Genomic DNA, 13,414 nt, shown 5'->3' with positions numbered 1-13,414 from the left:
TACAACGCAATTAACTAAATCAACAACCATTGCTGGTGGCCTTACAGTAAAAGAACACATCATACTAAATTATTCTTAAGTACTTAACTTAGCTAAAGAGTGTGCATTAATAAAAATAACCAACAAATAAGGGATAATTGGCTACTTATTTGATAACTCTATCGGCTTTTGATTATTACTTAGTTACTTTAGGTTTTACAAAAAGGGCGATAGCCACAACAGCGCTTAAAATACTGCATATTATAAATACGTTATGTTCACCCCCTGGTATATATTCCATAAACGAGGTAAAAAACTGCCCTGAGAATACGGCCATGGTAAAATACGACAAGTTACGTCCGCGAACGTTTTCGGGGCTTAGCTCTACGGTCATGTGGTTTAAAAGAGGAATGCTAAAACCAAAGCCAATACCAATTAATAGCGCGCCTAATACTAATATCAATGTGCTGGATTGTATAAAGCAAAGGTAAGATAAACCAAAGGCAATAAATGCAATCGCTAATACGTTTTTTTCACTAAGGCGTTTAGTTGCTCTAGGCATAAAACCCGCGGTGAATACAGCAACTAACGATATAAAAGCCAAAAGTTGGCCAATTTCAGACTCATTAAAATTTAGTGCGTGCAAGGTAATAGGTAACAGCACGGTTGAGGTAAAAAATATGGTCATTGCGAGGGTTGAAACTATATAAACTCCTTTAAGAGTTAATGCGTTTGAATTGCTCTTTTTGATTTGTTGAGTTTGCTCTGTGTTTTGCGTGTATATTTGCTGTTTGCGGGGCACAAACATGAGTAACATTGCTAAAAACACCCAAGCTATTAAATACAAAGCAAGAGGTAGCCCCCAATACTTTGACGCTAAAAAACCACCTAAAAATAAAAATATAACGCCACCTAGCTCTATTGCCATGCCTTGTTTGGCAATCATATTTAGACGCGCTGTGCCGCTATACCACATTGAAATTAATACAGTGCAACTTGCCATAACTACTGCGGTTACTCCGCCTAAAGCAAAACGATTAATAAATACTAAGGTTGGGCCATGTAAAAAATACGCACATGTACCTAATAAGCCGTATAAGAATAAGCCGATAATAAGTAAGATGTAGGCGCCATATTTGTCTATAAACCTGCCGGCCAAAGGCGCAAACACCACAGCACCTAAAGAAGGTAAAGTAATTAATAACACGCTGTTGCTTTGTATGCCTAGACCATCAGCAATGGTAACTAAACCAGGTGCTAAAAGAGTGCCAACCATAATGGTTAAGCTAGCTATACATAATAATGTTAAGCTACCGGCCGCTTTAAGTGAATTCATAGTTTCTCCAATTTATGTTAAATTTACGCTTTTTTAGCAAGCGCATTAAATAGGGCGCTTGTAACGATGAAAAAAATACTGATAGTGATCACGCCATACCAGCCATATACATCAAATGCTTTTACACCCGCAGCAGAACCAATAGCCCCGCCAAGGTAATAACCGAGCATATAAATGCCGTTTATCCTGCTTTGTGCACTGAGTTCTATACTAAAAACACGTACTTGATTTGAAACTTGGGCGCTAAACACCCCAAAGTCTATGAGTATTATGCCAACGATTAACGCCACTAAACTGCTACCGAATAGTCCTGTAATTAAAAAGCCTATCGCAATTAAGCAAAGCGATAGTGTAATAACGTTTGTAGAGTCAAACTTATTTACAAACTTACCCGCCAATTTTGCACCAATAACCCCAGCAAGGGCTATAACACCAAAGAGTCCCGCTTGTTGCGCACTGTAATTAAATGGCTCATCACTTACATAAATAGCAAGCGTTGCCCAAAGCACATTAAAAGCGGCAAACCAAAATGCGCCTGAAAACGTAAACATACGCAGTTGTTTATATTGTTTAAACAAACTCAAACTGCTTTTTATAAGCGCTAAATAACGTAAATTAGCGGATGGTTTATTAAGCGGTAAAAACACATAGAGAAGGGCGCCAAATAGTAAGGCCAATGCTGCCGACATATAAAAAACACTTTGCCAGCCTAAATGCTCACCCACAAAACCACTTAACGTACGGGAAAGTAATATTCCAAGGGTTAAGCCCATCATTAATGTACCCAGCGTAGCGCCTTTGTTTTCAGCGCTTACCATTGATGCCGCAAAAGGAATAAGTTGCTGTGTAATATTAGCGCCTACGCCAATTAAAAATACGCTTATAAGTAATACGGTTAAATTGGGCGCTAATGCCGCAATGAGCGACGCTGCAACTAACAAACCAGACAAAATAGTGATTAGTCTTCGCCTTGGGATTGAATCACCAAGGGGGGATATGAATAAAAGTGCAAAGGCATAGCCACATTGTGTTAATGCCGGAATGCTTCCTAATTGCGCGTCGCTTAAATTAAACGCTTCTTTTATTAAGGGCAGGATAGGTTGGTTGTAATACAAGTTTGCGGTGGTTGCAGCAATGGCACTTGTCATTAACAATAATAAAAATCGACTTATATGATTACTAGTTTCTACCCTAGACATACTTAATACCCATGTTTAATTAATGTGTAAACAATAAAACCTTTTGTGTAATAACAAAAATGTTATTATTTTATAGAATCTATACATTTTCATTATTGGTTAAGTTGTGGATATTAAAATACTAAAAAGTTTTATTAGTGTGGCTAAACATAAGAGCTTCTCTGCTGCGGCGAGAGAATTACATACAGTACAACCCGCAATAAGCAGGCATGTATCTGGTCTTGAAGCCGAACTAGGTGTAAGTTTGTTTGTTCGCAACTCGCGCGATGTAGTTATTACGGAAGCCGGTGAGCAATTATTAAATGATGCTAATAAAATTATTGCGCTCACAGACCAAGCGACAACAAATGTAAAACGTGCCCACATCGGCCAAATTGGCTCTCTCACCATTGCCCATTTAAGCTCTGCATGTTTAACATTTATGGCAGCGATTGTGCGTAGCTACAAAGAAAAATACCCAAACGTTCACGTTACACTTATTGAAATGACAGCCACAGAGCAAATAGAGGCGCTTAAAAACGAGCGTATAGATATTGCGTTTTCACGGCCATTACCGGTTTCAATAGTTGATGAATATTTTAGTCACTGTATCTATGTGGATTCTTTAGTCGCTATTGTAAATACCAATCATACACTTGCTACTACTGACAGTATTGATTTAGCGGTTTTCAAAAACGAGCAGTTTATTATTTTCAACCGTGAAGAAGCGCTTGGCTTGTTTGATGAAACCATTATGCAATGCAAAAAAGCTGGTTTTTCGCCAAATATTATTAGCCAACCTAGGCATATGCAAACATTAGTTACGGAGGTAGCAGCAGGGCTTGGGGTCGCTATTGCACCATACTGCGTTCGCAAGTTGTACAGTGCAGGGTGCCATTTTATTTCACTTAACGATATTACTACGCAAATACCAGTAGAAATCCAATTTAAAAAAACACTTACCAACGCCGCAGTTGATGCATTTGTTGAAATTGCACTGAACGCGCGGACAGAAATTCAAAAAAGCATGACTCAATGCTAACATTTTCGATTATAAGTTTAATTAAGGGGTTACCCTTGGCCTTATAGCAAAATTGACACAAAAAAGCCCTGATATCTCAGGGCTTTTTAAAATTCAGTCGCATCTAAAACTTGTATCTAAAACCAATAGCAATACCATCGTCCTCAGATTGCTCCATTTGCGCTTGTTGAACTTTATCGTCACTTTCAAAGTCACTAAAATCTTTACGTGCTTCAGCATAGGCAATGGTGTTTTCATCAATTAAGTAATGAACGCCAATTACAGCAAATTGACGCTTAAATACATCGTTAGGATCTGCATTAAAGTTTGGTTGAATAACATAGTCGTCACCAGCGTCTAAAATGTTATAAGCGACAAAAGGGCGCACATCGTTGTCAAATCGGTACGACATAAACGTTTCTACACCAATAGAGTCTTTAATTAAGCGCCCTAGGTTATCCGTATCGTGGTTTTCACTTTTATTAATGTTAGCTGCAACGTATAAACCTGGATTTTCAATGCTGCCCCACATAACACCGGCACCAAAAATTAAATCTTCAACGGTTTGGGTAGTGCCATCACCGTACGTTACATCAAATTCACCACGGTTTATTCCCGCTGTTAGCGTTAGCATATCGGTTGCGTTATAAGTTACAGAACCACCAAATGTGTAGTTAAATTCAACTTCTTGGGCTGCACTGTCGCCAGTATTCCAAAGGGCTTCACATGCATCTTCAGAAATATTATCAACATCACAGGTATAAAATTCGCTGTTTTTAAGCTGTGCCTGAACTGCAAAGCTAAATTCATTGTAGCTATTACGGTATTGAATTAATTTATCACCGCGGCCTGTGCCATTTACTGCACCGTCGTCTTTATTGTATGTGTAAACACCCGCAGCATTACCATCCCATACAAAGCTGTTATTGGTGCCGTAAACGACGTCGTACCACGCTCCCCATTGTTTACCAATGGTAATTTGTCCGTATTTTTCGTGAGATAGGCCAGCATAACCTAAACGATTATATAAAAACTCATCTTGAATAGACTCAAAGCGGTTATTGTAAATAATATCGCTACTACCAACAGGGTTTACACCCCATTCAACTAGCGCAAGTGCAGACCAGTCTTTTTTTAGCTCTCGAGTAAACCCAAAGTTAATACGCGATGTACCATTTACCACTTCGGTTTGGTTTTGGGTATTAATAACGCGCACATCAAGGTAACCACCCACTTTAATTGTGTTTTTATCATCCTTATAGAGCTCTATTGCTGAAACCGCTGGCGCGACTACAATGCTTGTTCCTAATAGCAGGGTTACAAAGTTTTTAATCATTTGTGATGCCTTGTGTGTGTTAACTTTAAATATGAGATTAAATTTTCAAAGGATGAGACTAGCAAAGCCATTATGGGCTCAAAAGTGAAAAATTATCATTGAAATTAGGATCTAATTTGAATAAATATTCACTGGAGGTTAATGGTGTTTTTATACTGTTAAGGAATGGGTTTTATTTGATTAAAAGCTAGTTAAATAGGATTAAAAAACGCGCGTTCAAACTGCGCTAAAAATGAGAATTTTTCAAGTTGAATAAAAATAAAACGCTAGTGTAAAAACTCTAAAAAGCATTTTATATCATAAATATATACGCTGCTATCTGTTTTATAAAATGCTTTGCGATAAACAATCGACTTATTAAGTTAAATGGCTTTATTGGTGGCAAGTAAAATTGTGTAATGGCGCATGAATCGAACTGTGATATTTGATATAAGCTCATTTTTTAGTTGAATAAGCATTCACTGACTTAATCACGTTTTAAGCACTCTTTGCTAGGGATTAATTTAGGTATTTAATGAGTGGAATAGGGTACAGTTCGGGTGCTTTCAACCCTAAACTTTCATAGAAAAAAAGCTGTATTTAGTTTAAACTGCGCGCAATTTAAATACATCATGTCCCCTTGGAGGGTAGCGCTATTATTAGTACAGCTAACATCACCATGCAATTTGGTGCTAAACCGTTATTTGAAAACATATCTGCAAAGTTTGGCGAAGGAAACCGTTACGGTTTAATTGGTGCAAACGGCTGTGGTAAATCTACATTTATGAAAATCCTAAGTGGTGAATTAGAACCATCTTCAGGTAACGTAAGTACAGATCCAAATGAACGCGTGGCTAAACTAAACCAAGACCAGTTTGCTTACGAAGAATACTCTGTAATTGATACGGTGATCATGGGTCATAAAAAATTATGGGATATTAAGCAAGAGCGCGACCGCATTTACTCATTACCAGAAATGAGCGAAGAAGATGGCATGAAAGTAGCCGATTTAGAAACTGAATTTGCCGAAATGGACGGCTATTCTGCAGAGTCTAAAGCCGGTGAGCTTTTACTAGGTGTTGGTATTGGTACTGAGCAGCATTACGGCCCAATGTCTGAAATAGCGCCAGGTTTTAAACTACGTGTATTACTTGCGCAAGTGCTGTTTTCTGATCCTGATATTATGTTACTGGATGAGCCCACCAATAACTTGGACATTTACACCATTAAATGGTTAGAAGATGTACTTAATCAGCGCGACTGCACCATGATCATCATCTCGCATGACCGTCACTTTTTAAACTCAGTATGTACGCACATGGCCGATATTGATTACGGTGAGCTTCGTATTTACCCGGGTAACTACGATGAGTACATGTTTGCAGCAACGCAAGCTCGTGAACGCCTATTAAGCGAAAACGCTAAAAAGAAAAGCCAAATTGCTGAACTACAGCAGTTTGTATCACGCTTTTCTGCAAACGCATCAAAGGCTAAACAAGCTACCTCGCGTGCAAAACGCATTGATAAAATTCAGCTAGAAGAAGTGAAAGCCTCTTCTCGCCAGTCTCCATTTATTCGCTTTGAGCAAGAAAAGCAACTATTTCGTAACGCGCTGGAGATAAGTAACCTTAGCCAAGGCTTTGAAGACAATACCTTGTTTTCAAATTTAGAAGGCTTGGTGGAAGTTGGCGAGCGAATTGCCATTATCGGTGAAAATGGTGTTGGTAAAACAACATTACTAAACACACTTGCAGGGCGTTTGGCACCTAAAACGGGTGAGTTTAAATGGTCTGAAAATGCGAACATTGGTTACTATGCGCAAGATCATGCTGACGAGTTTGAAAAAGATATGAACTTGTTTGAGTGGATGGAGCAATGGCAACAAGAAGGTGACGACGAGCAAGTGGTCCGAGGCTTTTTAGGGCGTATGTTGTTTTCGCAAAACGATATTAAAAAGTCTGTAAAAGTTATTTCAGGTGGTGAACAAGGCCGTATGTTATTTGGTAAAATTATGATGCATAAACCAAATATACTGTTAATGGACGAACCTACAAATCACATGGATATGGAATCTATCGAGGCGTTAAACCTTGCATTAGAAGCCTATGAAGGCACATTATTATTTGTCTCGCACGATCGTCAGTTTGTATCATCAGTTGCTACCCGTATTTGGGAGATTAAAGACGGCCAGGTGATTGACTTTAGAGGCAACTACAGTGAATACCTAGCGAGCAAAGAAGTATAATCGCTTTGTAATTGCATCTCTGTAAAAGCCGTGTTTAAACATGGCTTTTTTTGTTTTTGTGAGTCGCAATTAAACTTGGTTTGGGTATAATACCCGCCTAAAACCGGACATAAGTCCGCTATTTTTAAAATACATTACTGAGGAGTATTTATGACTGTTGGCATTATTATGGGTTCTAAATCAGATTGGCCAACCATGGAACACGCAGCACTCATGCTCGAAAAATTTGGTATTGAGTACGAAACGAAAGTGGTCTCTGCGCACCGCACTCCTCAACTTCTTGCAGATTATGCAAATTCAGCAAGCGATCGTGGCATAAAAGTGATTATTGCTGGCGCCGGTGGCGCTGCACATTTACCCGGTATGGCTGCAGCATTTACATCGCTTCCTGTGCTAGGTGTACCGGTTAAATCTAAAGCCTTAAACGGTGTCGATTCGTTATTGTCTATTTGCCAAATGCCAAAAGGTGTAGCCGTAGGGACACTTGCCATTGGTGAGCCGGGCGCTGCTAACGCAGGTTTACTGGCTGCACAAATTTTAGGGTGCCAAAACCCAGAGATTTTTGCAAAAATTGAAGCATTTCGTAAAGAGCAAACCGAGAGTATTTTAGCTAACCCTAATCCTGCAGAGTAAAAATGAAAATTTTAATTTTAGGTGCCGGCCAACTTGCGCGAATGATGAGCCTAGCAGGCGCCCCCCTTAATTTAAATGTGGTTGCGTACGATGTAGGCAGCCAAAAGATTATGCACCCGCTAACAGGTGAAGTTTTCACTACCACACTTGAGCAAGCAATTAGTGACGCTGATGCGATTACGGCTGAGTTTGAGCACATTCCTGATGATGTACTAACACTGTGCTGTAACAGTAATAAATTTTATCCAGGAAAAGCCGCCATTAAAACCGGTGGGGACCGCGCACTAGAAAAAGCGTTACTCGATAAAACAAACGTTGCATGTGCGCCTTACCAGCTGATCACAGAAAAAGCGCACTTAGAATTAGCGGTTAAAAACCTTGGTAAGCCGCTGGTTATTAAAACCTGCCAAGCAGGGTACGATGGGAAAGGCCAGTGGCGTTTAAAATCAGATGACCAAATAGAGCAAATTTGGTCTGAAATGGCTGACTTTATTGCCTCAGGCACTCAGGATGCACCGCACAGTATTATTGCTGAAAAAATGATCCCGTTCGACCGTGAAGTCTCTATTATTGGCGCACGCGATAAACACGGTAATGTAGCTATTTACCCAATTACTGAAAACGAGCACACCAACGGCGTGCTTACATTATCGATTGCAGGTAAAAATAACACACTGATTGAGCAGCAAGCCCATAGTGCATTTACAAAAATTGCCAACGAGCTTAATTACGTTGGCGTACTTGCCATTGAATTTTTTGATGTTAACGGCACTTTACTGGTTAACGAAATTGCGCCGCGGGTTCATAATTCTGGGCACTGGACACAGCAAGGCAGCCATTGTTCACAGTTCGAAAACCATATGCGCGCTGTTGCAGGTCTACCGCTAGGTAATACAGAGCTTAAACATATTACCGCCATGATTAACGTGCTGGGCCAAGGATGTATTCCTACCGAGGTTTTAAACGTTAGTGATGTAACTAGCCACTGGTACGGAAAGGCAGCAAAACCTGGGCGTAAAATGGGGCATATTAATGTATCTGCAGATAGCATTAACAATTTAGCCGATAAACTTGGGCAACTTACCGATTACCTTCCTGAGCAGGACTACCCCGGTGTTTTAAAAGCAGCAACCGCGCTCATGCTAAGTGAGTAGCGTAATTTAATACCGGCTTTAGCCGGTATTTTTTTGTCATAAAAATAGGTATTACTTGTGTAATACTGGTAAAGTCTATTTTTTAATTTTTTGAAGTAAAAAAATGAAACAAAAATTACTTTATGGCGCATTAGCCATTGTCGCTTCATTTAGTTTAAATGCTACAGCCAGCGAAAGCCTTCGTATTGCCACCTTTAACGTGAGTATGGATGCGACTAATCACACGCCAAAAGGCGAGCAAGTTAATCCTGATGCACTTGTTAATGCACTAAAATCAAACCACCAGCAAATAAAAAATATTGCCGAAATAATTCAGCGTGTTCGCCCTGATATTATTTTATTAAACGAGTTTGACTACGTACCAAAAGCGCAAGGTATAGATTATTTTAAACGCCATTTTTTAAATGTGAGTCAAAATAAACAATCACCAATTGATTACCCATACAGCTTTATAGCCCCAGTGAATACGGGCTTAGCGACTGACTTTGACCTTGATAACAACGGTAAAAAAACAAAAGTAATGGGGGATGCACAAGGCTTTGGTTTTTTTGAAGGGCATTATGGCATGGCTGTATTGTCTAAATACCCAATTAATATTGAAAAACTACGTACATTACAAACCTTTAAATATAAAGATATGCCTGATGCGCAAATGCCAATTGACCCTAAAACAAAAGAAAATTGGTATAACACGCAAGAATGGCAAGCGCTTAGGCTCAGCTCTAAATCATTTTGGGATGTACCCGTTGTCGTAAACAATAAAACAGTGCATGTACTTGCTTCGCACCCAACACCACCGGTATTTGATGGTGATGAAGACAGAAACGGCAAACGTAATCACGATGAAGTGAGATTAATTGCTGATTATGTTGCTAATCAGCCCTATATTTATGACGATAAAGGCCAAAAAGGCGGGTTAGATGCAAACTCGCGGTTTGTAATATTAGGTGACTTAAACGCCGCACCTGAAGGGGATAAAGCACGGCTAGAAACCACCAATCAAATTTTAAATAACCCGCTAATAAATTCGCAATTTATACCACAAAGCGCTGGTGCTAAAGAGCAATACCCGCAGCCATACGCTAAGCATTTTACCGCTAACTGGCAAGCACGTGTAGATTATGTTTTACCTTCTACCTATGGGTTTAAAATAAAAGACGGCGGCGTGTTTTGGCCTACTAAAAACAGCGAGCAATATAGATTAATAAAAGACAGAAACGCATCGAGCGATCATCGATTGGTGTGGCTAGATTTGCTAATAGAGTAAACTCAGCTTTACCGTGCAAATGTGTTATTTATCTTAAAAAATTGCAATAACTCAAGTGCTTCTGCTTAAATACGGTTCAATTATAATAATCGTTCAGAAGCACTATGATTTTTAACTTATCGTCATCAAAAACATTAGTAGCGCTTGCTGTAACCTCAAGCATTATGCTTACAGGTTGTAGTGCTACCGCTAATACCTCTTTATCACAGCAAAGCGCTTTACAAGCAACTCCCGTTGCAGCGGTTGTAAACACACCTGCTGATGCCGGCTCACAAAATATTACCTTAGAACAGGCCATGGCAAACCCAGATTGGATAGGTAACCAGCCTAAAAATGCCTACTGGGCAGGTGACTCAACTAGCATTATTTATGCTCAAAAGCAGCAAGGCAGCACCCTAAACGATATTTATAGCCAACAAATTAATAGTAAAAATGCTCAACAGGTATCACTGGATAAGCTACATACCATAGGCGCTTCTAAAGCGGTTTATTCATCTGATAGAACACTTCAAGCTTATACGTTTAAAGGCAATGTTTTTGTTAAAAACCTAACGACAGGTGAACTTAAACAAATAACGGCTACCTCTGCAACCGAGTCTAAACCACAGTTTTTAAATAATGGTGATTTAGTTTACCGCCAAGGTAATGTGTTTTTTAAAGTTGATTTAAAAACAGGGCTAACTACAGAGCTTGTTAACTTAAAATTGGCAGATGAACCAAAAGGGTTACAAGAGCCAAGTAGTTACCTAGCCAAAGAGCAGCACAAACTAATTGAATTTGTGGCGCTACAGCATAAAAACAAACAGGACAGTCAAACACGCAATGAGCAAATAAACGCGCAAAATAGCTCCATTGCTAACACTGCTTTTTACTTAGGTGATGGCAACGTCATTAAAGAAGCGCAGCTATCTCCAAACGGCGATGCTTTAATTGTTGTTCTGCAAAAGCAGCAATCTTGGCGTGATAAAGGCGATATTATGCCTAACTACATCACCGATGATGCCACCATTGAGCCTAAAAAAGTGCGCCGTCGTGTTGCTGATGCAAAAGAGCAAACATCACGTGTAATACACATTAATCTTGTAGATAAAACACAAACGCCACTGAGCTTTGATACGCTACCGGGCTTTGATGAAGATGTTTTAGCTGAGGTTAAAAAAGAAAACTACGCGCGAGAGGGTAAAACGTATAAATCTAAAAAGTCACCACGTGGCATTAACTTAATCACTAATTGGGGTTTAAACCAAGCCCCCATAGTATGGAATGATGACGGCACACAAGTCGCTATTATGCTAGAAGCATGGGATAACAAAGACCGCTGGATAGCCACAATCGACTTTGATAAAAACGAGCTTGTATCGCAGCACCGCTTACATGATGATGCGTGGATAGCTTACGCGTTTAACAATTTTGGCTGGTTACATAATTCCAACACCTTATATTACCTCTCAGAAGAATCGGGCTATAGCCAGCTTTACAAAAAACCCCTTAATGGCAAAGCAACCGCTTTAACGAGTGGCCAGTTTGAAGTATCGGACATTACGTTAACGCACGATAACAGTGCTATTTATTACAAGGCAAACGTAGAGCACCCAGGCCTTTACGAAATTTACCGTGTTAACCCGCAGACAGGTAAAAATGAGCAAATTACTGATCTAAACGGTATGACCGACTACACGCTAAGCCCGGATGAAAGTAAATTGCTGCTTAAGCACTCTAAAATTACAATGCCAACAGAGCTTTATGTTGCCGATGCTAAAGCAAATACACAAGCTACGCGTTTAACTTACACTGTATCGGAGGAGTTTTTAGCTAAAAAGCTCACCGCACCTAAAATTGTTGCTGTGCCATCGAGTCATACCGACCAGCCAATTTACGCAAAAGTGTATTACCCAAGTGACTATGTAGAAGGTGAATCAGGCAAAACCCGTAAAGCGGTTATTTTTAACCACGGCGCAGGGTACTTACAAAACTCGCACATGGGTTGGTCTGTGTATTTTCGTGAGTTTATGTTTCATTCATTACTTGCCGATGAAGGCTACATAGTGATGGATATGGATTACCGCGCTTCTAAAGGTTACGGTCGCGATTGGCGTACTGCCATTTATCGTCAAATGGGCACACCTGAAACGCAAGATTTGGCAGATGGCGTAAAATGGATGGCGCAAAACGCCAATGTTGATACCAACGCAGTAGGTACATACGGTGGCTCATACGGCGGGTTTATGACCTTTATGGCACTATTTACTGCACCTGAGCTGTTTCAATCGGGGGCAGCACTTCGTCCAGTAACCGATTGGGCACATTACAACACCGCTTACACGGCTAATATTTTAAACCACCCTGATGTAGACCCTATTGCGTATGAGCGCAGCTCACCAATTTACTTCGCTGAGGGGTTAAACAAGCGCTTATTAATTAACGCGCCTATGGTTGACGATAATGTGTTTTTCCAAGACTCAGTTCGTTTAGTACAGCGATTAATTGAACTTGAGAAACAAAACTTTGAAACGGCTATTTTCCCAGTTGAACCGCATGGCTTTGTGCAGCCATCAAGCTGGTTAGATGAATACCGCCGTATCTATAAGTTATTTAAAGAAACCCTGTAAATAGCTTATAAAACGTATAAAAACGCCACTTAATTAAGTGGCGTTTTATTTTTTACGTAGCTAGTTAACAATGGGAAGGCAAGCAATGTGCCGCCAACAGCGCCAATTAAATGTGCATCAATAGCAACGGTTGAATCAATTAATTGACCTATAGTGGCATCGGGGCCGTTTACTTGCTCCATTATTATTTTTATCCACACGCCTATAAATAACAAATAACCCGATTTAAGCGACAGGGTAATGTCTTTCACCGCTCCCCAAATAATGACACCATGCAATAGGGCACTTAACCCCGTATATATAGATATGGCTGGGCAGAACCATAATACGCCTAGCCCACACCAAAGGGCTAAAAAACACACATTAAAGGCATAACGCCCAGGCGATGTGTACTCACCATGAAGTAACCAAATTAAAAATACACCTAATGCGTTTAACCCTAAGTGAACCCAATTAGCATGTACAAATTGGCTGGTAAACACCCGCCAAACTTCGCCGTTTTCAATGAGCGCTCGGTTAAATTCAAGTAAATTATTTAAATCAAATGCAGCAAAAATAATACTAAAAAGCATCAAAAATAATGGTGGAAGTAAATAACGAGGTTGAAGCGGTAAATTAAGCATTTTATTGTATTTTTTTAGTCAAAATTTTTGCATATTGTGCCCGTTTAACTTTAA

Annotated in this window: 10 protein-coding genes; 6 read left to right on the top strand and 4 right to left on the bottom strand. The window is 39.7% G+C overall.

Features of this window, described 5'->3' with window-relative positions; translation table 11 throughout:
- Window positions 1-175: 175 nt before the first annotated feature.
- Both AN391_RS07410 and AN391_RS07405 read right to left on the bottom strand, forming a co-directional pair.
- Window positions 176-1,315 (bottom strand): MFS transporter, encoded by a 1,140-nt coding sequence (locus AN391_RS07410; RefSeq protein ID WP_055014805.1) that lies wholly within the window; start codon window positions 1,313-1,315, stop codon window positions 176-178.
- Between the two features lie 23 nt (window positions 1,316-1,338).
- Entirely contained in the window at window positions 1,339-2,514 is a 1,176-nt protein-coding gene (locus AN391_RS07405; protein ID WP_055014804.1) for an MFS transporter, read from the bottom strand.
- A 106-nt stretch (window positions 2,515-2,620) separates the two neighbouring features.
- Between AN391_RS07405 and AN391_RS07400 the strand changes: the two genes are divergently transcribed.
- Window positions 2,621-3,535, top strand: a complete 915-nt coding sequence (locus AN391_RS07400) for a LysR family transcriptional regulator (RefSeq protein WP_055014803.1) — start codon at window positions 2,621-2,623, stop codon at window positions 3,533-3,535.
- A 103-nt stretch (window positions 3,536-3,638) separates the two neighbouring features.
- Here the strand turns inward: AN391_RS07400 and AN391_RS07395 are convergent, their stop codons facing one another.
- Window positions 3,639-4,850, bottom strand: coding sequence for a porin (locus AN391_RS07395; RefSeq protein WP_055014802.1), 1,212 nt, complete (start codon window positions 4,848-4,850; stop codon window positions 3,639-3,641).
- A 634-nt stretch (window positions 4,851-5,484) separates the two neighbouring features.
- Between AN391_RS07395 and AN391_RS07390 the strand changes: the two genes are divergently transcribed.
- The 5 genes from AN391_RS07390 (at window position 5,485) to AN391_RS07370 (ending at window position 12,737) form a co-directional block, all read left to right on the top strand.
- A complete protein-coding gene (locus AN391_RS07390) occupies window positions 5,485-7,074 on the top strand; it encodes an ABC-F family ATPase (protein ID WP_082429310.1) in 1,590 nt (529 codons plus the stop codon).
- A gap of 150 nt (window positions 7,075-7,224) precedes the next feature.
- Window positions 7,225-7,707: a 5-(carboxyamino)imidazole ribonucleotide mutase gene (gene purE / locus AN391_RS07385; RefSeq protein WP_055014800.1), complete on the top strand. Its 483-nt coding sequence runs from the start codon at window positions 7,225-7,227 to the stop codon at window positions 7,705-7,707.
- A 2-nt stretch (window positions 7,708-7,709) separates the two neighbouring features.
- Window positions 7,710-8,861, top strand: coding sequence for a 5-(carboxyamino)imidazole ribonucleotide synthase (locus AN391_RS07380; protein WP_055014799.1), 1,152 nt, complete (start codon window positions 7,710-7,712; stop codon window positions 8,859-8,861).
- A 103-nt stretch (window positions 8,862-8,964) separates the two neighbouring features.
- Window positions 8,965-10,128 carry an endonuclease/exonuclease/phosphatase family protein gene (locus AN391_RS07375; protein ID WP_055014798.1) on the top strand — a complete coding sequence of 388 codons (1,164 nt, stop codon included), beginning with the start codon at window positions 8,965-8,967 and terminating at the stop codon, window positions 10,126-10,128.
- 104 nt (window positions 10,129-10,232) lie between these two features.
- Window positions 10,233-12,737 (top strand): prolyl oligopeptidase family serine peptidase, encoded by a 2,505-nt coding sequence (locus AN391_RS07370; protein ID WP_055014797.1) that lies wholly within the window; start codon window positions 10,233-10,235, stop codon window positions 12,735-12,737.
- 29 nt (window positions 12,738-12,766) lie between these two features.
- Here the strand turns inward: AN391_RS07370 and rrtA are convergent, their stop codons facing one another.
- Window positions 12,767-13,360 carry a rhombosortase gene (gene rrtA, locus AN391_RS07365; protein ID WP_055014796.1) on the bottom strand — a complete coding sequence of 198 codons (594 nt, stop codon included), beginning with the start codon at window positions 13,358-13,360 and terminating at the stop codon, window positions 12,767-12,769.
- Window positions 13,361-13,414: the final 54 nt, after the last annotated feature.

The organism is Pseudoalteromonas sp. P1-13-1a, assembly GCF_001401875.1.
In the GTDB taxonomy this organism is placed as follows: domain Bacteria; phylum Pseudomonadota; class Gammaproteobacteria; order Enterobacterales; family Alteromonadaceae; genus Pseudoalteromonas.
This window is presented reverse-complemented; position numbering and strand designations above follow the sequence as displayed.

What these genes read in the sequence shown, in the direction of transcription:
- AN391_RS07370 (WP_055014797.1), top strand. Translation starts at nt 10,233, where the DNA reads ATGATTTTTAACTTATCGTCATCAAAAACATTAGTAGCGCTTGCTGTA.
- AN391_RS07395 (WP_055014802.1), bottom strand. Translation starts at nt 4,850, where the DNA reads ATGATTAAAAACTTTGTAACCCTGCTATTAGGAACAAGCATTGTAGTC.
- purE (WP_055014800.1), top strand. Translation starts at nt 7,225, where the DNA reads ATGACTGTTGGCATTATTATGGGTTCTAAATCAGATTGGCCAACCATG.
- AN391_RS07405 (WP_055014804.1), bottom strand. Translation starts at nt 2,514, where the DNA reads ATGTCTAGGGTAGAAACTAGTAATCATATAAGTCGATTTTTATTATTG.
- rrtA (WP_055014796.1), bottom strand. Translation starts at nt 13,360, where the DNA reads ATGCTTAATTTACCGCTTCAACCTCGTTATTTACTTCCACCATTATTT.
- AN391_RS07410 (WP_055014805.1), bottom strand. Translation starts at nt 1,315, where the DNA reads ATGAATTCACTTAAAGCGGCCGGTAGCTTAACATTATTATGTATAGCT.
- AN391_RS07380 (WP_055014799.1), top strand. Translation starts at nt 7,710, where the DNA reads ATGAAAATTTTAATTTTAGGTGCCGGCCAACTTGCGCGAATGATGAGC.
- AN391_RS07375 (WP_055014798.1), top strand. Translation starts at nt 8,965, where the DNA reads ATGAAACAAAAATTACTTTATGGCGCATTAGCCATTGTCGCTTCATTT.